General features: G+C 64.9%; 16 protein-coding genes. 7 read left to right on the top strand and 9 right to left on the bottom strand.

Annotated features, from left to right (window positions below):
• Positions 1-272: 272 nt before the first annotated feature.
• A complete protein-coding gene (locus tag ACQ3HE_RS12415; protein ID WP_430893090.1) occupies positions 273-2,174 on the bottom strand; it encodes a glycoside hydrolase family 2 protein in 1,902 nt (633 codons plus the stop codon).
• Between ACQ3HE_RS12415 and ACQ3HE_RS19430 the strand changes: the two genes are divergently transcribed.
• Positions 2,136-2,621, top strand: coding sequence for a hypothetical protein (locus ACQ3HE_RS19430; RefSeq protein WP_488609606.1), 486 nt, complete (start codon positions 2,136-2,138; stop codon positions 2,619-2,621). The two genes, ACQ3HE_RS12415 and ACQ3HE_RS19430, sit on opposite strands and share 39 nt — an antisense overlap.
• 127 nt (positions 2,622-2,748) lie before the next feature.
• Here the strand turns inward: ACQ3HE_RS19430 and ACQ3HE_RS12405 are convergent, their stop codons facing one another.
• Positions 2,749-3,963 (bottom strand): MFS transporter, encoded by a 1,215-nt coding sequence (locus tag ACQ3HE_RS12405; protein WP_056781287.1) that lies wholly within the window; start codon positions 3,961-3,963, stop codon positions 2,749-2,751.
• Positions 3,964-4,187: 224 nt separating this feature from the next.
• Between ACQ3HE_RS12405 and ACQ3HE_RS12400 the strand changes: the two genes are divergently transcribed.
• On the top strand, positions 4,188-5,138 hold the full coding sequence (locus ACQ3HE_RS12400) for a LacI family DNA-binding transcriptional regulator (RefSeq protein WP_430892971.1): 951 nt from the start codon (positions 4,188-4,190) through the stop codon (positions 5,136-5,138).
• A 154-nt stretch (positions 5,139-5,292) separates the two neighbouring features.
• Here the strand turns inward: ACQ3HE_RS12400 and ACQ3HE_RS12395 are convergent, their stop codons facing one another.
• Complete coding sequence (locus ACQ3HE_RS12395; protein WP_079704261.1) at positions 5,293-7,464, bottom strand: glycoside hydrolase family 3 protein; 2,172 nt, start codon at positions 7,462-7,464, stop codon at positions 5,293-5,295.
• Between the two features lie 98 nt (positions 7,465-7,562).
• Here ACQ3HE_RS12395 and ACQ3HE_RS12390 point away from each other — a divergent pair, with 98 nt between their 5' ends.
• From ACQ3HE_RS12390 to ACQ3HE_RS12380, 3 genes are all read left to right on the top strand, one after another.
• Positions 7,563-8,156, top strand: a complete 594-nt coding sequence (locus tag ACQ3HE_RS12390) for a TetR/AcrR family transcriptional regulator (protein WP_079704262.1) — start codon at positions 7,563-7,565, stop codon at positions 8,154-8,156.
• 158 nt (positions 8,157-8,314) lie between these two features.
• Positions 8,315-8,638: a hypothetical protein gene (locus ACQ3HE_RS12385; RefSeq protein WP_430892969.1), complete on the top strand. Its 324-nt coding sequence runs from the start codon at positions 8,315-8,317 to the stop codon at positions 8,636-8,638.
• A 207-nt stretch (positions 8,639-8,845) separates the two neighbouring features.
• Positions 8,846-9,646 carry a hypothetical protein gene (locus tag ACQ3HE_RS12380; protein WP_430892968.1) on the top strand — a complete coding sequence of 267 codons (801 nt, stop codon included), beginning with the start codon at positions 8,846-8,848 and terminating at the stop codon, positions 9,644-9,646.
• Between the two features lie 828 nt (positions 9,647-10,474).
• Here the strand turns inward: ACQ3HE_RS12380 and ACQ3HE_RS12375 are convergent.
• Positions 10,475-11,059 (bottom strand): MarR family winged helix-turn-helix transcriptional regulator, encoded by a 585-nt coding sequence (locus ACQ3HE_RS12375; RefSeq protein WP_124767772.1) that lies wholly within the window; start codon positions 11,057-11,059, stop codon positions 10,475-10,477.
• A gap of 108 nt (positions 11,060-11,167) precedes the next feature.
• Here ACQ3HE_RS12375 and ACQ3HE_RS12370 point away from each other — a divergent pair, with 108 nt between their 5' ends.
• On the top strand, positions 11,168-12,526 hold the full coding sequence (locus tag ACQ3HE_RS12370; RefSeq protein WP_430892966.1) for an MFS transporter: 1,359 nt from the start codon (positions 11,168-11,170) through the stop codon (positions 12,524-12,526).
• 21 nt (positions 12,527-12,547) lie between these two features.
• Positions 12,548-15,196 (top strand): family 78 glycoside hydrolase catalytic domain, encoded by a 2,649-nt coding sequence (locus ACQ3HE_RS12365; protein WP_430892964.1) that lies wholly within the window; start codon positions 12,548-12,550, stop codon positions 15,194-15,196.
• A gap of 155 nt (positions 15,197-15,351) precedes the next feature.
• Here the strand turns inward: ACQ3HE_RS12365 and dnaB are convergent, their stop codons facing one another.
• The 5 genes from dnaB to rpsF form a co-directional block, all read right to left on the bottom strand.
• Positions 15,352-16,725 carry a replicative DNA helicase gene (gene dnaB, locus ACQ3HE_RS12360; RefSeq protein WP_369808454.1) on the bottom strand — a complete coding sequence of 458 codons (1,374 nt, stop codon included), beginning with the start codon at positions 16,723-16,725 and terminating at the stop codon, positions 15,352-15,354.
• Between the two features lie 575 nt (positions 16,726-17,300).
• Complete coding sequence (gene rplI / locus ACQ3HE_RS12355) at positions 17,301-17,753, bottom strand: 50S ribosomal protein L9 (protein ID WP_056010352.1); 453 nt, start codon at positions 17,751-17,753, stop codon at positions 17,301-17,303.
• A gap of 12 nt (positions 17,754-17,765) precedes the next feature.
• Positions 17,766-18,029 carry a 30S ribosomal protein S18 gene (gene rpsR, locus ACQ3HE_RS12350; RefSeq protein ID WP_056010351.1) on the bottom strand — a complete coding sequence of 88 codons (264 nt, stop codon included), beginning with the start codon at positions 18,027-18,029 and terminating at the stop codon, positions 17,766-17,768.
• A 65-nt stretch (positions 18,030-18,094) separates the two neighbouring features.
• Positions 18,095-18,616 carry a single-stranded DNA-binding protein gene (locus ACQ3HE_RS12345; RefSeq protein ID WP_064295656.1) on the bottom strand — a complete coding sequence of 174 codons (522 nt, stop codon included), beginning with the start codon at positions 18,614-18,616 and terminating at the stop codon, positions 18,095-18,097.
• A gap of 5 nt (positions 18,617-18,621) precedes the next feature.
• The gene (rpsF, locus tag ACQ3HE_RS12340; protein ID WP_194718777.1) at positions 18,622-19,029 is read right to left on the bottom strand and encodes a 30S ribosomal protein S6; all 408 of its coding nucleotides are present in this window, start codon (positions 19,027-19,029) and stop codon (positions 18,622-18,624) included.
• Positions 19,030-19,128: the final 99 nt, after the last annotated feature.

Raw genomic sequence — 19,128 nt, 5'->3', positions numbered from 1 at the left:
CGCTCTAGGTTCGAGTGACCGCTCCCATTCCCCACCTCACCGCGGCGAACCTCGCCGTCGTCGCTCAGGCCAGCAGTCGGGACAGCCGCTCAGAATGAGCACCCTATTCGAGGGCATCTGGCGTCGCGGTGAAGAGCGCCCGGTGATCCCCTCGATCCCAACCAGACAGCCCATACGGATGGCCACCGCAGGCCGCATCAAGACCGACGGTCGCTGCTAGCCGGGCACCGGGGTGGTCAGTGCTTCATGGGCGCACTGACCACCCGTCGTGCTCACCTGGCCGTGAGATTCACGTACTTCGGCGGAAGGCCCGCCGCTGCAGCGCGCACGGTGATCGTCCCGGGGCCGGTTGGACGGATGATGGCCAGTGCACGTCCGTCGTAGGTGGTCCTTGTCGCCGCCGCGAACTCTTCGATGCTGTCCGGCTGGGCGCTGCCGAAGCCGGCGAGGATTCCGGGGCCCTCGATCTCCACCGAGACGGCGGTGGCGACGTCAGTCGCGATCGTCCCCGTCTCGTCGGAGAGTTCGACGCTGAGATACGCGAGATCTCCGCCGTCAGCTGTCAGTTCGGTGCGATCTGGCGTGAGGGCCAACTGGATGATGTCGCTGCGAGTGCGGAGCGTGCTGCTGCCGATCTCGATCCCGTCTCGGATCGCGATCGCCGTGAGTTCGCCCGGGTGGTATTCGGTTTCGAACTTCGCGATGCACGCCTTTTGGGCTCCGACCTGAGCGCGTCCGATGATTGTGCCGTTGAGGCGGAGTTCGACTTCGTCGGCATCGCTGTAGACGTCGACATTGATCGGTGACCCGGGCGGGACAGCCCAGCTCCAGCTGCTGATGGCGTCATCCCAGGACCAGCCGCCCACGAAGACTTCGCGTCCATGATGTTCGGGGCGCTGGACAGCGATGTATGGTTCGTCTCGCAGTCCCCAGATCGTCTCTTGCCAGAACGACACGGGGCGACGATTCCCGAGGATGTCGATCGTCCCGGACTGTGCAAGCATCCAGGGATATGGCGAGCTCGTGCCGACCGGCGCATCGGTATCGCCTGCGTAGACCGGTCGACCGATGCTCGCTTCCCCGATGTAGTCCCAAGCGGTCCAGGCGAAGTCACCGATCACCGTCGGGTGCTGCTCGACCAGCGGCCAGATCCGGTCGAGCGCGCGCGGGAAGGTCTCGGATCCTACGAGGATGCGGTTCGGGTGATGCTCGGCGTCGATCGCGTAGCGGGCTTCGGCGTAGTTGATCCCACTGACGTCGAGCTGCGACTGGGATTCTTCGATTCGATCGGAGACCAACGCCGTGGAGCCGAGCGTGTTCATCATGTCTTCCATCGACCCCATGAGCGCGTTGATGTTCATCGGGGTGTCGCCCGAGGCCATCTGTGCGGCGAAGACGTCCATGGTGGCGACCATCCCGTTGATGGCATTGGTGATGAGTCGCGAGTCGTCGAGCGAGCGCACTTTCTCTGCAAGCGCCCGCCCCCAAGTAGATCCGATAGCGCTGCCGGTCTCGAAGATCTCGTTGCCGGTCGAGTACATGATGACGCTTGGGTGATTGAAGTCCTTGGCGACCATCGACTCGACGTCTCGTTCCCACCACTCCGGGAAGTCGAGCGAGTAGTCGAAAGCGGTCTTGCTCTTCGTCCATACGTCGGACACTTCGTCCCAGACAAGGAGCCCGTGGCGGTCACAGGCGTCGAGAAAGGCACGGCTGATGTTGTTGTGGGAACTACGGACGGCGTTGTAGCCCGCCGCCTTGAGCAGTTGCACGCGACGCTCCTCCGCGCGCGGGTGGGCTGCACTGCCGAGCGGGCCGTTGTCGTGGTGGATGCAGCCACCCCGAAGCTTTACCGAGCGCCCGTTGATCCGCAGACCATGCACCGGATCGACGGTGACGGATCGTACACCGAAGACGGATTCGTCCTCATCGAGCAGGGTGTCGCCCTCTCGCACCCGAGTGTGCGCGGTGTGCAGTCGAGGGTCGTCGACGTTCCACAGTGCTGGTTCCGAAAGGTAGTGACGCAGGTGCACTCGTCCAGTCGTCCCGGGCAGCAGGGTGATCGGCGCGGTCTGCAGGCTGAGCACCACATCAGCATCGTCGCGGATCTCCGTTTCGACCCGGACGGTGCGCGTGTGACGGGTCTCGTTGGCGACCTCGACGGTGGTGATCACGGATGCGAGGTCGGGCTCGATGACGGGGGTCGTGATGCGCACGCCGTCGAGCGGGATGTGCACCGGCTCGGCGGTGACGAGCCACACGTTGCGATAGATACCGGCGCCGGCGTACCACCGGCTGTCTTCGTGGGTACGGACCTCGACGCTGATGGTGTTCGCCTCACCGAACCGGAGAAACGGGTCCAGCGCAACGGAGAACCCGACGTACCCGTTCGGGCGCTGAGCGGCGAAGTCGCCGTTGACATACACGACAGCATCACGGTAGGCGCCTTCGATGTCGAGGACGATGCTCTGATCACGCCATTCCGCCGGCACATCGATGGTCTTGGTGTACTCGAGGTGCGCGCTCGGGTAGTAACCGGTGTGACTGCCACTAGGGCTGTCTGCGGACCGCGGCAGGTCTCGGAGGCCGTCGTGCGGGAGCGTGACGGCCGTCTTGGCTGATCCGCCGCTGAAGGCGTCGAAGGGCGAACCCTTGTGACCGACGGTCCAGTCTCTGTTGAAGGGTGTGCGGATCATGCGTGTGCCTTTCTGGCGATGTGCGATAGGTGGTCGGATGCGGGATCGGTGGTCACCGAACGCTCTTGATGAATCGGACGCTGATGGCACCGAGGATGACGGCGACGATGGTCACGATGAAGAGCGGCTGGTAGAGCCCGGTCGCCGCGACAACGGCGCCGGCCAGAACGGGGGCGATCACCTGCGGTCCGGCATTGGCGACGTTCATCACGCCCAGATCCCGTGCGGCGTTGTCCATATTCGGGAGGACTCGGGTGATCAGCGATTGGTCGACGGCGAGGTAGACGCCGAAGGCGATGCCGAAGATGCCGCTGGCGATGAAGGCGCCGGTGAGCGTGGGCACCAGGAGGTAGACGAGGGCGCCCGGGGCGAAGAGGAGACTTGACAGGCCCACGAACACACGGATTCGTCCGAATCTGTCCGAGAGCCACCCGCCGATGATCGAGAAGACGAGGAGTCCGAGCGTGCTCACTCCCTGCACAGCGACGAGGACGGCGGCGGCTTCCGTGACCGTACCCACACCGATGTAGTCAGCGAGGATGTACAGCTGCATGCCGGACATGAAGTTGTAGCCGAAGATGATCAGGAACCGGCCGGCGAACGTCCACCAGAAGTCCGGGGCACTCCGGAAACTGGGGAAGCGAGCCGCCGCCCGACGCTCGGCCTTGGAGGCGTGAACCGCGGCACGGACCGGCACGTAGTCCTTCGTCGTCAACGCGAAGATCGTCCCAAGGACGAGCACAACCGCAGCGATGCCCACGTACCCTACGAAGAGGTTCGTCGTCAGGCCGGCGATCGTGATCCCTCCGAATGCACCAAGGATCGACGACGCTCCGACCAATCCGGACATGGTCCCCCGGTTCCGGATCGGGACGCGTTCGGGGAGAACGGCGGTCAGGGCCGCCTGCAAACCGCTCAGAGGCCACATCGCGATCGCCCACGTGATGGCGAGGACGAGCGGGCTCGGGCTGCTGGCGGTGACGAGCAGGGCGAGGGCCGCGGCGACCGCGGATCCCAAGATCCAGATGTTGCGCCGGCCAAGGAAACGGCTGCTCGTCTTGTCTGAGAGGAGTCCGAGCAGTGGCTGCGCCACCAAGCTCGAGATCGCACCAGCACTGATCACGAGGCCCAGCATGCCGGCTGCCCCGGTCGTCTCTCCGAGCAGCTCGGCGACCTGTCTGCCGAGCATCACCTGAAGCACGCCACCCCAGACGACGTTGACACTGATCATCGCCAGCGGATAGATGACCCAGAGCCATCGGCTCATGTGCTGGGGACCCGTCGATGGCTCGAGAAGGGCATCCGGTGTAACTGCTGAACCGGGTACAGCGGCTTGATGAGGGCCGGTTTCGGGTTGAACGCTGTTGGTCGACATTGAGGATCTCCACGGCTCTGTGAGGGAAACGCTTACGCGCGTTATCGCCTCATCTAACATCATCTGATTACGCGCGTCAACTACACTGGTCGGACAGACACAAGGGGGAACGCGGGATGGCAGTCACGAGCGATGACGTTGCACGCGCTGCGGGGGTATCTCGGCCGGCAGTCAGTCAGATCCTGAACGGGCGAGGACGGTTCGCTCCGGAGACCATCCGACGAGTGGAAGAGATAGCTGCGGCCATGAACTACCGCCCGTCAGCGGCCGCTCGGACGCTTGCCACCGGAACGAGCGACGTCGTGGTCGCTCTCGTGCCCAACACCACGTTCGGCACCAATCTGCAAGACGTCATCGACGTGCTCACCGCAGAGCTCGCTCAAGTCGGCCTGACGCTCGTTCTGCGTTTCGCGAGTTCTCCCGTGGAACTGCTCGAGCACTTCGTCACGACCGTTCGACCGCGCGCAGTGATCGCGCCCTTCGTCGCTGCCACGGCTGCGGAGCGGAAGTTCATAGAAGGCAGCGGGGTTACCCTGATCGATCTGGCCGCGGGAGAGGATGTGAACTATCGCATCGGTCAAATGCAAGGCGAGTATCTGGTATCGAAGGGGCACCAGGCGCTCGTCTACGCGCACCTGCACGACGCCCGCATCGACGTGTACGGCGACATGCGGGAACGAGGACTCGCCGATTCCTGCCGCGAGCACGCGATTGCAGCGCCGAAATCGATTCGGCTATCTGTCGACCTGGTGGACGCAGTGTCCGTCTTGCGCGACCTTCCTACCGGAATGGCCATCGCCTGCTACAACGACGACGTGGCTATCGCGCTCCTCGCCGCAGCACGAGAACTCGGACGTCGCGTTCCGGAGGATGTCGCTCTGCTTGGAGTGGACGCGACTCGGATCGGTGCCCTCATGTCGCCCCGGCTGACCACCATCGCGGTCGACACGACGACCGCTTTGCACGCAATGGTCGACAACATTGTGAGCCAGCTGTCCGGTTCTGTTCCCGTCGACTCCCTCGCGGATCGACTTGTGCTCAACGTCGTACACGGCGGCTCCGCCTGACGGCGGGCACTGAGATGCCCCATTGGTCACCAGGTTGCTTGCCCAGTCGGATCTCGCTTTCTCGGCCAGGGTGGCGCAGCGACCGAAACTCGTCCTGCTAGCCGCGGCGCCGGCCAGCCAGGACGGAAGCCGTGCGCCGCGGTGGCGATACTCGTCAGGAGCGCGCTAGATGCAGCCCTGCCGATACGGCGTCGTGGTCGCCCGAGTACGCTGCTGCCTCGATGCGAACACTGTCTGCGGCAGGCGCGAACCCGGCGTCTGTCCATCGCTGAAGTGGACGGGTGGAACCCGCGAGGCGGACCGTCCGGGTCTTTCCTGCCTCAAGCGTCAGCGGAGCGAATCCGACGAGGACCCGCTGTGGAAAGTCCGGAGCCTCGACCGCAGCGTAGAGCTGCACCACGTGTCGTCCGGGACGTTTACCGGTGTTCCGGACGGTGACGAAGGCGGAGAATTCCTCGCCGTCGACGTCGCCGAGCTCAATCGTCTCGATGTCGAACGAGGTGTACGACATACCGAAGCCGAGAGGGAAGGCGGCCTGGTGGCCGTCCCGGTCGAGCAGTCGCTGACCGTGCCAACGGTCGTAGGTGATGGCGGCGGCGTCGATGTCGAACGGGGGGAGGTGGTCTTCACTGGTGGGAATTGAATACGGGAGTCGTCCGGTTGCATCGCGTTCGCCGAGGATGACGTCCGCCAGTGCCGTGCCGCCTTCGCTGCCGCTGTACCAGCCGACGAGCACGGCGGGGACAGCGTCGCGCCATTCTTCCGTGATCACCGCACCGGCGGTGACGATGACGACGACGGTCCGCGGATTCGCGGCCGCGGTCGCTCGGATGATCTCGGCATCGACTGGGCGGACGCGGAGGGAGCGCCGGTCACCGCCGAGCGCTGTTCCCATAGTGTGCTGCGAGTCGCCGGCGCCGGCCATGAGTGCGGCGAGGTCCACGCCCTCGGGAGCTGGTGGAAACAGGTTCAACAGCTCGGGCTGTGATGTGAGATCGCCCATGTATTCACCTTCGTCGGCCGCGGTGTATCCAACGACAACGATCGCCACATCGGCTCCTGCTGCCGCGATAGCGGCTGCTTGTGGGTCGTCTTCGCCGGCGAACGTCACCGTAGCGTCCGGCAGCGCGGCCTGCAGACCGCGCAACGGCGTGATGACCTCGGGTGAGCGGACATTCGAGGAACCGCCGTCGCCCGTGTTCGGCAGGTCGGCGAGACGCCCGATGACCGCAACCCGATCCAGCCCCTCACGGTTCAGCGGGAGGAGCGGTGCACCGTTGACGTCGTCGTTCTTGAGGAGCACGATCGCCGTCGCGGCGGCCTCCCGCGACAGTGCACGGTGCTCGGGCGAAAAGACGACCTCGAGGCCTGGCTCCGCATCGAGCGGCCGAGCGAAGAATGCGAGCTGCGTCGCGAGGATCCGACGTGCCGCCCGATCGACGTCGGACCACACCACTCGACCCGCTTCGAGGTCGGCAGGCAGTTGCCCGGCCCGCTGCTGTCGGAACGGCTCTTCAACGTCGAGACCGGCTCGGAGGGACTTGGCCGCGTCGCGCAGGCCGAAGATGAAGTCGGAGACGGTGACGCCGGCGAATCCCCACTCTTCGCGGAGAATGCCCTCCATGAGTCGTTCGTTCTCGCCTGCCCACTCGCCGTTAACGCTGTTGTATGCGGTCATGATGCCGTCGACACCTGCCTCGACGACGCGGCGGAAGTGCGGCAGATACACCTCGTGCAAGGTGGCATCATCGGCCGTGACGTCGATCGTGAACCGGGCGTTCTCCATCGAGTTCAGCGCGTAGTGCTTCGCAACAGCCATGGCGTGCCGACGGACACCGCGGGTCAGCGCCACCCCGAACTCCCCGAGCAGCAGACTGTCCTCGCCGTACGTCTCCTGGGCCCGCCCCCAGGCAGGGTGCCGAGGGAGGTTGATGCAGACGCCTCCGAAGAAGTTCGCTCCCTGTGCCCGCATCTCGGCGCCGATCGCCGTTCCGATGCGTTCCTCCAGGTCGACATCCCAGGTGGCGCCGCGCGCCATCGCGACCGGGAATGCTGTGGAGTTGCCCATGACGACGCCCCGCGGCCCGTCGCTGAACCGCAACCCAGGGATCCCGAGTCGATCCACGCGTCCCATGATGATCGGCCGCATGTTGTAACCAGCGCTCATCTCGCCCATGCCGGGCCAGAACTCATCATCCCCGTCAAGCAGCCACAGCTTCTCCTCGTCCGTCAGCAACGCGAGCAGCGCGTCCACTTCGGTAGCAAGCTCGGCACCGCTCTTGACGCGTTCGAGACTGCGCGAGAACTCCGTCGTCTTCGTCGACATCACAAAACCTTTCATCCCTTACCTGCACCGATGCAGGTAAGGGAATTGTAGGGAGCCGCAACAAATTTCACAAGGACGGATATGCGACGCTTGAGTCCATGACCGAGCAGCAGCGGAGAACGCGCCTTGCGCCCAGTGAGCGACGAGCGCTGATCATCGACGCGGCAACCCGTCAGATCGCAGAGGGCGGATACAACACGTTCACTCTTTCCAAGCTGGCCGAGGACTGCGGGATGACTCGAGCAGGTATCGAGCATCACTTCTCGTCGCGCGAGGAGCTACTGATCGCCGTCCTCCTCCATCGGGACGACCTCGACGCCTTCGCGATCACCACACCCGTCGAGGGACGAGACCCCCGGACCTTCGATGAGGACAGCGCGTGGAAAGTGCTCGACAACCTGGTGATACGAAATGCGGGGCAACCTGAGCTCCTGCGGCTCTACACGATCCTCGGCGCCGAGGCGCTTGATCCGCAGCACCCGGCACATGACTACTTTGCTGAGCGCACTCGAACTGCACGCGACCTGCTCGCGGACCTGTCCGGTTCATGGCACCCGCAACCACGGGCCTTCGCGCTCGCAGTGCTCGCGGTCCTCGACGGGCTGCAGCTCCAATGGCTGCGCTTCCCCGACGAAGACCTGGTCGCCCTATGGAAGGGCGCCGGAGGCGCGCTGGCTCGCAAGACGGCGTGAAAACAGTTCTGGTCTCGCCATCGAGACGACCCGTCAGCCTGGGCTGATTGCCCGGCAGTCGGAGCCGCGGTAGCATCGACGCACGGTGTCGATTGACGGCGCGCCGAATCCCGCGGAAGCTTCCGCGTTCATTCGGTTCGACGGGGCATCCTCGACAGATGCCCACCAATCGACAGGTCACGTTGCTCTACGACATAACCCAGGCTCATCCCTGCCGCCAGTTTGTCATGCCCTGCGCAGGCAAGCAACGAGTGAAAGGGATGAGCTCTATGTCCGAACTGCACGATGCCTTCATCAGGAGCGTGGTCAACGCCAACCAGGTGGTCCTCGCCGAGGAAGAGCAGGCCCAAGTGTGGGTGCGCCAGCGAAGCAAGCTCGCCCGTCTAGCCCATCGAAACGGCGTCCGCTCGGAAGACATCGCGGTCGCGGTCGGGGTGCCCCCAGCAACGGTTCAGGAATGGTTGGACTCGGGGCGCGACTAGCGCAGGTTCTCATCGCGCGCTCGGGCCAAGAGGCAATGGGTTCCTCTGCCGCGTTCACTTTGTCCGCCCGCTTGCGACAAGCGTCTGGCATTCAGAACGTCGGCCGGCTACGCGACGGAACCGAGACCATAGCGCCCACCGATGGGCGTTGCGGATATTGCGCGGGGTGTGATGGCAAGCCTCGACCTGCCGCGGTAGCGTGCTCACGTGACCGAGCCACAACCGCCGCTACAGTTTGCACTCTCAACAGCCCACCTCGACGACGAGATCGTCGCAGGCGCGCTGAGGTTCCTCTTCAACGAGCATCAGTTAGCAGTGGTGCTCCTGAAAGAAATTATGACGCTGATGCCAGACCCATCGCTGTGGCGGCTGACGGTGACCGGCGATGTCATCAAGAGTGTGAATGAAATCGAGCAGCGCACGGACGGTGACTCCTACACCACTGATCGAGGAGCAGGTCGGGTCGGCGCTCGCACCATCGCCCATGCTGACGGAACTTTCGCACTCGCCGTCGCAGCACACCTGGCTCTCCACGAGGCCGGACACGCACTCCTGCACGTCAGACACGAAGACGCCAACGCGACTGTGGATCTCGTCGACGTCAACGAGACCGATCAGGGCTGGCGGCACTACGTTGCCGCCCATGTCGACGACTACCGCATTGAGGCACACACCACGCGACACGCACCGTCACCCTTCAGACACGCGATGCATCTTGAGAGCGCCATCAAACATCTCAGAGACGAGCTGAACGCCGCGCGTCGCAGTTGGCGTGAGGACATCGATGCAGCGCTCCGTCAAACGATGAGCGCCGCGAACGACATGTTCCGTGTCATGGCGTACCTTGCTGCCGAACTCGGAAGCGACGACCAGGGAAGACCGAATCGGCCTGATCCGGTGCCTGAAGGGTGGCAGACCTACCTCGAAACAGTTGGGACGAGTGGGCTTCGACCTATCAGCTCCTGCGCGCCGTCGACGAACCAATGCGTACGGACGAAATCGCAGTGATTGTGGGTGAACTCTGCGTCATCGCCGGAGCATGGCTTGGGTCGATCGGTGTCGACTACGGATTCACCGGCGGCCGCCAGTATGTCTTCTGGACCAACGAGACCTACTGACACCGCGGCCTGAACGCCACCCACACACTCCGGCAATCCGAGGCACCGGCCTCGCCGCCGGGGCGCTCACTTGCTAGCTTCGGCGGCTGGACCGCTCAAGCCGCTCGGATGCAGCCGCGACTGCCACAAGACATCGCCGCGAGGACGTTTTGCAATCTAAAACGTCGCTCCGAACAGAAAGCGACAATTTAGACTGCAAAGCGACACTTTACGACGAGCGTTCACACTACATGTGAACGCGGACGTAAAGTGTCGCCGCGGGGCCAGTGAACGAGCGGGTTTCCAACGTAAAGTGTCGCCGCCGTTTCCAGCGCAAAGTGTCGCCCCGAACACGCCTGCGTGATTCCGGGGTTTGAGGCCGACTTGGGGTCATCTGGTGGCGCTGCCTCTCGTCCGTAAAGCACGTCGGCTCGATGCCATCAGCCCCAAACTTTCGTCGAACTAGGGGCGGGCGTCCTCGAACTCTCCCGCTGCCTTGTGCTCCCGGCAAGCACCGACCAGCTCGACGACACCGGCTGCGTTATCGGCGCCGTAGAAACCGAATACTTGCCCCTGCACGGACGCGTGACAGCGCTCGTGTTGGCGCGATCGGAGAGCCGAAGGGATCTCCACGGTGAATCCCGGGAACGGATCTGCTCATGGGGCATTTGGGTCCGGATCGTGCCTCACTCGTGGCATTCATCAGCCTCCGGCTGTGCCCTCGCCAACGGGAGCGATGTCAGCGGCCCTGTTCAACCACAGCCGGCCATCGCTGCACAGAGGCAAACGGAACGCCCGCGGTAACCGTGAGCGGATGATTCGGAAACGCATCAAGCGTGCTCGCGAGCTTGATCGTCAACCGCTCGAGCGTCTCGATCTCCTCTGCGCTCCACCCGGTCAGCACACTGACATCCTGCATGGCGTCCAACACGCGGGAGCCGAGCGCTCGGCCCGAGGCAGTCAGCCCGATGACAGCACCGCGCGCGTCTCGCGGGTCGTGCGCGCGGAACACCAGGCCAGCGCTCTCCAGACGAGCGATGACCCGGCTCATGTTCGACCGCGTCGTGTCGACCGCGTCGGCAAGTGCGGTGGGCGTCGCCAATCCGCGATAGATGAGCTGGTTGATCACCAGGAACGCTGGCAGATCCTTCGGAAATGGGAACCCGCTGTCGCGCATGACTTGCTCGCGGTACGACCGCGACGTCCCCCACGCAACGATGGCCTGGAACGCCGATTGGAAGCTCGGCGCATCGCCTCCAACGAGTGGAGCAACGTCCTCGGCCGCGAGGGCGTCCAGCGGGAGCGTGTTCTTGCTTCTCGGCATCGGACGGGACTCTTTCTACGACTCGGGCTCCCCAGCATAGAGCGCTCCGCGAGAGAATCCTGTAGAACTATTTGACTCAGGAACATACTTGGTGGCACTGTTGGCGCGTTGATTCGTTTCATTTCGTCCCCCGACGATTCCCGCGCTCGTGCACTTCAAAGGAGAAGTCCCGTGTCACTCACATCAAAACCAGCCCCCCGCCCGTGGTGGGTCGCCGTTGTTTCCGGCATGGCCTCGTACGTCGACGCTGCCGCCATCACCGGCTTCGCCACCGCGATCGTCGTCTTCCAGCAGATCCTCGGGCTGAACGAGATCCAGATCGGCATGGCCGGCGGAGCACTCACCGCTTCCATGGCCATCGGCGCGCTCGTCGGCGGCCGGCTCGGCGATCGCTTCGGTCGTCGTCCAGTGTTCACCGCGACGATGATCGCGCTCATCATCGGCGCTGTCGTGCTGGTGTTCGCATCCTCGTTCCCCGTCATCCTCATCGGGGCGATCATGCTCGGATTCGCAAGCGGTGCCGACCTACCGGTCTCACTGTCGACCATCTCCGAGGCGGCGACCGAGCACAACCGGGGCCGCCTCATCGGGTTCACCAACCTCCTGTGGATGGCAGGCATCATCGCGAACATCGTCATCAGCACCCTCGTCGGCGATCTGGGCGCAGTGGCACCGATGATCCTGTTCGGGCACATCGCCGTGGTCGGCGCCCTGATCCTCCTCGGACGGCTGACGATCCCCGAGTCGGCAACGTGGCTCGCAGCCCGGGCCGAACGACGGGCCGGCGTGAAGACGGTCCGCGCGGAGCGCGCCGGCATTCGCATCCTGTTCCGTGGCCCTTACGGCACGGTCTTCCTCGCTCTGGTCATGTTCGCCTCGCTGACCAACCTCATCGCGAGCACGATCGGCAGTTACGGCACCTACATCCTCGTGAACTTCGGGGACGTCTCGATCAGCCAGGCATCACTGGTCACCCTTCCGCTGCTACCGGTGAGCATCATCGGGTACCTCTGGTTCATGAAGATCGCCGACAAGCCCGTCCGGTTCCGCTACTTCCAGGCGGGAGGCATCGCATTCGTGCTCTCTCCGCTGGTCGTCGCACTCTTCGGCGCAAGCGTCCCCGTCTACCTCGTCAGCCTGCTGCTCATGGGCGTCGGTTCGGCCTTCGCATTCGAAGGCATCCAACGAGTGTGGGCACAGGAACAGTTCCCCACGCTCCTGCGCACGACGGCGCAGGGCAGCATCATCGCCATCCAGCGCTTCACGGCAGCCGCCCTCGCGAGCGTCACCCCGACCCTCCTCATCGGCGGGCCGTCACTCCTGTTCGGCATCCTGACCGTCGGCTCCGCCATCGGAGTCGGCTGGGCCTGGATCGTGTTCCGCACCCGCGACCGACACGACGAGTTCGAGTCAGAGGCCGGTGCGACTGAACCAGCAGAACGCTCCGCGCCGATCGCCTTCCACTAACCCTGTCAAGAGGACTCCACCATGACCCCGCACTCGCTCACCGTCGATCGACGCCCCGCGCCGTTCGGCATCGACTCAGCCACCCCGGAATTCGCCTGGAAGCTCCCGAACGACGCACCTTCACAGCTTGGATACGAGATCGAAGTCTCCACCGACTCGTCGTTCGCCCTTCACGACGTCCTCTGGACGAGCGGCCGGGTGAGGAGCACGACCCCCTACGGCGTCTTCTATGCCGGCGTCGCGCTCCGGTCCCGCACCGAGTACCACTGGCGGGTGCGGGTGCACGGAGCCGAAGGCGCCGTCAGTGAGTGGGCTGCCGCGTCGTTCGAGACCGGGCTTCTGAGTCCGAGCGACTGGCAGGCCGACTGGATCAGCCACCCGCTCACCAAAAAGAACGACCCCCGCAGCATCTACCTCTCGACGACGATCGAGCTTCCAGGGGACGTCGTCCGAGCGCGTGCGTACGCGAGCGCGCTTGGTTGGTACCGGCTCTTCATCAACGAGCACGACATCACCGGTACCGCCCTGGTGCCGCGGTGGACACCGTTCCACGAGTACACGGAGTACCAGGTGTACGACACCGTCCACGCGCTGCGGGCCGGCACCAACACCATCGGCATCATCGTCTCCGAAGGACGATTCCGCGGACGCCTCGGCGCCTTCTCCCTCCCCAACCGCTACGGCGACCAACTCGCCGCGCTCCTGCAGCTGGAACTGGAACTCGCCGACGGCACTACGGTCCAGGCGACGAGTGACGCAGGTTGGACTGCCAGCCACGGGCGGGTGCGGGTCGCGGACCCGAAGGACGGTGAGCGGGTCGACCTTCGCCTCCCGGAATTGCCGTGGCTGCAGGGTCCCGCGGAAGGCTCCGTCTCAGCGGTGGTCGTCCCTGAGCGGCGCCGGATGATCGCGGAATCCGTCGCACGGGTCGAGCAGATCGACCAACGCCCCGGGACAGTGTCACGGACCCCATCGGGCAAGCAGCTGATCGACTTCGGCCAGAACCTCTCCGGCGTCGCACGCGTCCGCCTGTCAGGCCCCGAGGGCGCCACGGTGCGGCTGCTGTACAGCGAGGTGCTGGCCTCGAGCGGGGAGATCGCGACCGGCTACCTCGGGGGCGGCCCGTCCGAGAAGGATTGGTTCCAGCGCGATGAGGCGATCCTGGCAGCCGAACCCGTCGTCTACACCCCCGGCGCCACGATCAAAGGCTTCCGCTACCTGAGCATCGAGGGGCTCGCCGACCCGATCTCCGCGGACGACGTCGAGGCCATCGTCCTCTCGACGCCACTCCCTGCGGTCAGCGAGTTCCACAGTTCGGATGACCGGCTGAACCAGCTGTGGAAAAACGTCGTGTGGTCACTGCGCTCGAACTTCACCGACACCCCGACCGACTGCCCGACCCGAGAACGCAGCGGCTGGACGGGAGACATCCAAGTGTTCGGGACCACCGCCGTGCAACTCGTCGACGCCGGCGCCTACCTTCGCCGCTACCTCCGCAACCTCGCGGCAGAGCAGCACTCAGACGGAACGATCCCTCCGTTCATCCCCTCGGAGGCAGCACCAGGGATCAGCCGCAACCCCTTGGGCTTCACCCGCACCTCGGCAGGATGGGGCGATGTCGCTGTCATGCTCCCGTGGACGCTGTACCAGTACTACGGCGACACCGCGGCACTTCGCGACCAGTACGCCAGCTCGAAGGCGTGGGTGGACCAGCTGGCGACGCGCGCCGCGCGCAAACGAGGCATCAGGCGCAGGTTGCGGCGCGGCGTCGGACAACTCGAGCGGTACGTCGTCGACACCGGCTATCACTGGGGAGAGTGGCTCCGACCCGGAGAATCTCTCGCGTCGGAGATGCCCGGGAACTTCCTCGGACGACGCACCAGCGTCGCAACGGCCTACCTCGCCCACTCCGCACGACTCCTGTCCCGGATCGCCGACGTCCTGGGCGAAGACGCGGATTCCCATCGCTACGCCACCCTGGCCGAGAACGCCAGCTCCGCCTGGCGGGCCGCCTTCGTGGCCGACGGCGGAGGGCGCATCGGTGACGACCGGCAGGACGACTACGTCCGCGCCCTCGCGTTCGACCTCCTGGAACCACAGCACCGCGACCGAGCGGCTACCCGCCTCGTCGGACTCGTCCAGCAGGCAGGGAACCACCTGGCCACCGGATTCCTGAGCACACCGATGCTCCTCGACACACTCGTCAACACCGGCCACCCCGACGTCGCTCTGAGCATCCTGCTCCAGACCAGCGCCCCATCCTGGCTGCAGGCCGTCGAACGCGGAGCAACGACCACCTGGGAGACCTGGACCGGCTACAAGGAGGGCGAACCCGAAGCATCACACAACCACTACGCATTCGGTGCCGTCGCCGCATTCCTGCAGGAGCGCATAGCCGGCCTCGCGCCCGCAGCTCCTGGATACGCCCGCCTCCGCATCGCCCCCATCATCGGCGGGGGCCTGACCTCCGCCGCGGTCACGATCGACACCCCGTTCGGCCGTGCGTCGTCGGCCTGGGCTCGTGACGACACCGGAGCGGTCTCCCTCACCGTCGAAGTACCCCCCGGCGTCCGGGCGGACATCGTGTTCGGAGAAATCTCGACAGAAGTAGGATCTGGGACTCACCGGTTCACCTCGAACGCATCGGAGACGGCCCGCAGCAGCCAGTAGCCACCCTTCAGCAACGCTCAGATGGCTGCACTGCACCTCGGAGGGTCTCACCGCCACCAAGCCGCCACCGGAGCGTTCTCGCAGCCTAAAGTGTCGCTCCGAACAGAAAGCGACGCTTTAGGTTGCGAAGCGACACTTTGCGTTGAGCGTTCACACTACATCCCCGGCGCCATGTCGGCGAAGCGCGAGAAGTGCCCGTGGAAGCCCACGGTGATCGTGCGGGTCGGGCCGTTACGGTGCTTGGCGATGATGAGGTCGGCCTCGCCGGCTCGCGGGCTGTCCTTCTCGTAGGCGGACTCACGGTGCAGGAGCACCACCATGTCGGCGTCCTGCTCGATCGAGCCCGACTCACGGAGGTCGGACAGTGCCGGCATCTTGTCGGCCCGCTGCTCAGCACCACGGTTCAGCTGCGACAGCGCGATGACGGGGACCTGGAGCTCCTTCGCCATGAGCTTCAGCGCACGGGAGAACTCCGAGACCTCCTGCTGACGGCTCTCGACACGTTTACCGGACGTGAGCAGCTGCAGGTAGTCGATGACGACCATCTTCAGACCCACGCGCTGCTTGAGTCGACGGCACTTCGCGCGGATCTCGACGAGCGTCATGTTCGGGCTGTCGTCGATGTAGAGCGGTGCGTCGTTGATGCGGCCACGCACCTGCGCGATCTTCGTCCAGTCCTGCGAGTCGACCGTTCCCTTACGCATGAGCTGCAGCGGCACGGACGCCTCAGCGCTCATGAGACGCATCGCGATCTCGCTGCGCCCCATCTCGAGCGAGAAGAAGATCGACGGCTGGTTGTAGTGAACCGAGGCTGCACGGGCGAAGTCGAGCGCGAGCGTGGATTTACCGATAGCGGGTCGGGCGGCGACGATGATGAGCTGACCCGGGTGCAGACCGTTCGTCAGTTCGTCGAGCTCGCGGAAGCCCGTCGGCACGCCGGTCATGGAACCATCGGTGTGCTTGGCGGCCTCGATCTCGTCGATCGCGGCACTCACCGCGTCGGTCAGCGGGACGTAGTCCTCGACCTCCTGGTTACCGGAGACGGCGTAGATCTCGGCCTGGGCAGAGTTGACGAGCTCCACGGCCTCACCCTCGGCCGCATAGCCCATCTGCACGATGCGGGTGCCAGCCTCGACGAGACGACGCAGCAGCGCGCGCTCCGCGACGATGCGGGCGTAGTAGCCGGCGTTCGCCGCGGTCGGCACGAGGCTCGTCAGCGTGTGGAGGTAGTCAGCTCCACCGGCGCGGGACAGCTCGCCCGTCTTGACGAGCTCGTCGGTGACGGTGATGACGTCGGTGGGCTCACCGTGCGAGTACAGCGTCAGGAGGGCGTCGTAGATGACCTCATGCTTGGGGATGTAGAAGTCCACGCCACGGAGCGTCTCGACCACGTCGGCGACCGCGTCCTTGGACAGCAGCATGCCGCCGAGTGCACTCTGCTCCGCGAGGAGGTCGTGCGGAGGGACCCGCTCATTGCCGCGCGGCTCGTCGTACGATCCGCCGCCTTCGGAGCGGTTGAGGTGAGCGATCGACAAGTGGACATCCCTTCTCGATGTGGACTCGGGTGGTGCGGGTGGTGACGGCTCAGGTGTAGCAGGAGCATGCGACACGCACGGGCCCTGCGGGGCGCTCGAGGGCTACGGACGAGGGCTGCTCAGCCTGCTCGTCCGGCTGTTCCGAGACGCCGATGACTCACGATAGGGCCACTCGTCTCCACAACCAACTCTGCCTGTGGATAACTCTGTGGAGAGATCGGGGGAAACGCCGCGTGTCGTGTGCACAAGCTGTGGGAAACCCTGTGGAGAGAGAAGTTTTTCTGGCGCCCAATACGCTCCTGACCAGGTGATTCCGATTCCACAGGCTGTGTGTGGAAAGTTCTTTCGATCCTGTGTCGAACGTTGGGGAGAACGGGGGTCACCTGTGTACAACTTGCTTGACGCAGAGGGCGAAACGGGTGTAGCACACAGCCGTCGGGGCGGCCCGTCGCCCCTCTTCTGGGCACAGAAAAACGCGATGGCGGCAGACCTCTCGGTCCACCGCCATCGCGCTCATCACGACGTGCATGAGGCTCCGGACCCGAAGGCCCGACACCGCACGGCGGGTACTACTTGGCCGCGACCACCTGAAGGGTGATCGTGGCGACGATCTCGTCGCGGAGGCTGATGGTGGCCTCGTGCTCGCCGACGTACTTGATCGGGGTGTGGATCTCGATCTTGCGCTTGTCGACCTCGCCCAGCCCGGCTTCCGCCACGGCCTTCGCGATGTCGGCAGGCTTCACGGAACCGAACAGACGGCCTTCGCCACCCGTCTTGACCGTGAGCTTGACCTTGGTGGCCTGGAGGCGAGCCTTCAGGTCCTGGGCCTCTTCGATCGTGGCGTGCTCGCGCGCAGCGCGGGCCGACTTGATCTGCTCGACCTGCTTCTCGCCACCGCGGGTCCACGGGGTTGCGAAACCCTGGGGCACGAGGAAGTTGCGAGCGTAGCCGTTCTTGACGTCGACGACGTCACCAGCGGAGCCGAGGCCGGAGACCTCGTGCGTCAGAATCACTTTCGACATGTGCGGCGCCTCCTAGCGGCCAGAGCCGGCGTAGGGCAGGAGCGCCATCTCGCGTGCGTTCTTGACCGCACGTGCGATGAGTCGCTGCTCCTGGACGTTGACACCGGTGATACGACGAGCGCGGATCTTTCCTCGCTCGGAGATGAACTTGCGAAGCGTGGCGACATCCTTGTAATCGATGACACCAACGCGGATCGCCTTCGCGGGAGCGACGTTCTTGCCGCCCTTAGCACCGCGGGCAGGCTTGCGGCGGTCGCCGCTCGACTTTCCAGCCATGGTTGTTCCTTTGCGTGTGAATGGAGTGATCGGCTAGCCGGCAGAACCGGACCGATCGAATCTGTTTAGAAGGGGGTCTCGTCGCTGTAGCTGCCCGGAGTGTTCCAGGCATCTGCACCGCCGTTGCCGCCGGAAGCTGCGGGTGCGCTCTGAGCCCAGGGCTCGTTCTGCTGCACCTGCGGAGCTCCGCCGCCGCGCTGCTGACCACCGCCGCCGCCACCGGAGGGTGCACGGCTGATGGTCGCGGTCGCGTACCGGAGCGAAGGGCCGATCTCGTCGACTTCGAGTTCCATCGAAGTCCGCTTCTCGCCTTCCTTCGTCTCGTAGGAACGCTGCTTGAGACGCCCGGTCGCGATGACGCGGCTTCCCTTGGTGAGCGATCCGGCCACGTGCTCGGCGAATTCACGCCAGACGCTCGCGCGCAGGAACAGCGCTTCGCCGTCCTTCCATTCGTTCGTCGCGCGATCGAAGTTGCGCGGCGTGGAAGCGATGGTGAAGTTGGCGACAGCCAGGCCGTTCTGCGTGAAACGCAGTTCCGGATCGCTGGTCAGGTTGCCCACCACGGTGATGACGGTCTCGCCGGCCATGAGCCCTAGGCTTCCTTGGTCTCAGCCGCAGCCGGAGCCGCGTCTGCCTTGGGAGCCGCGGCGACAGCAGCAGCGGGCTTGGCGGCAGCCTTGCGGGCGGCCTTCTCTTCGCTGCGCTTCGTCTCGGTGGCGACCTGAGCGATGGCCTCTTCGGCACGCAGCACCTTGGTGCGCATGACGGCCTCGGAGAGCTTCAACTGGCGGTCGAGCTCCTGCGTGGCAGCGCTCGATGCAGTGAAGTCCACGACGGCGTAGATGCCTTCGGTCTTCTTGTTGATCTCGTAAGCGAGACGACGACGGCCCCAGATGTCGACCTTGTCGATGGTTCCACCATCGTTGCGGATGACGTTGAGGAACTTGTCGAGGCTCGGTGCAACCGTGCGCTCGTCAATCTCGGGGTCGAGGATGACCATGAGTTCGTACTGATGCGTCACTAACCCACCTCCTTCGGACTCGAACGGCCACAGACTTTCTGTGGCAGGAGGGTGTAAGCATCGTTGCGATCGGGCGAG

The sequence above is a fragment of the Plantibacter auratus genome, from assembly GCF_050587365.1.
GTDB lineage: Bacteria > Actinomycetota > Actinomycetes > Actinomycetales > Microbacteriaceae > Plantibacter > Plantibacter auratus.
This window is presented reverse-complemented; position numbering and strand designations above follow the sequence as displayed.

Excerpts from the sequence above, each read along its gene's own strand:
- rpsF (WP_194718777.1), bottom strand. The coding sequence starts at position 19,029 with ATGGTCATCCTCGACCCCGAGATTGACGAGCGCACGGTTGCACCGAGC.
- ACQ3HE_RS12365 (WP_430892964.1), top strand. The coding sequence starts at position 12,548 with ATGACCCCGCACTCGCTCACCGTCGATCGACGCCCCGCGCCGTTCGGC.
- ACQ3HE_RS12390 (WP_079704262.1), top strand. The coding sequence starts at position 7,563 with ATGACCGAGCAGCAGCGGAGAACGCGCCTTGCGCCCAGTGAGCGACGA.
- ACQ3HE_RS12395 (WP_079704261.1), bottom strand. The coding sequence starts at position 7,464 with ATGTCGACGAAGACGACGGAGTTCTCGCGCAGTCTCGAACGCGTCAAG.
- ACQ3HE_RS12385 (WP_430892969.1), top strand. The coding sequence starts at position 8,315 with ATGCCCACCAATCGACAGGTCACGTTGCTCTACGACATAACCCAGGCT.
- rpsR (WP_056010351.1), bottom strand. The coding sequence starts at position 18,029 with ATGGCTGGAAAGTCGAGCGGCGACCGCCGCAAGCCTGCCCGCGGTGCT.
- ACQ3HE_RS12400 (WP_430892971.1), top strand. The coding sequence starts at position 4,188 with ATGGCAGTCACGAGCGATGACGTTGCACGCGCTGCGGGGGTATCTCGG.
- ACQ3HE_RS12375 (WP_124767772.1), bottom strand. The coding sequence starts at position 11,059 with ATGCCGAGAAGCAAGAACACGCTCCCGCTGGACGCCCTCGCGGCCGAG.
- ACQ3HE_RS12405 (WP_056781287.1), bottom strand. The coding sequence starts at position 3,963 with ATGAGCCGATGGCTCTGGGTCATCTATCCGCTGGCGATGATCAGTGTC.
- rplI (WP_056010352.1), bottom strand. The coding sequence starts at position 17,753 with ATGTCGAAAGTGATTCTGACGCACGAGGTCTCCGGCCTCGGCTCCGCT.
- ACQ3HE_RS12345 (WP_064295656.1), bottom strand. The coding sequence starts at position 18,616 with ATGGCCGGCGAGACCGTCATCACCGTGGTGGGCAACCTGACCAGCGAT.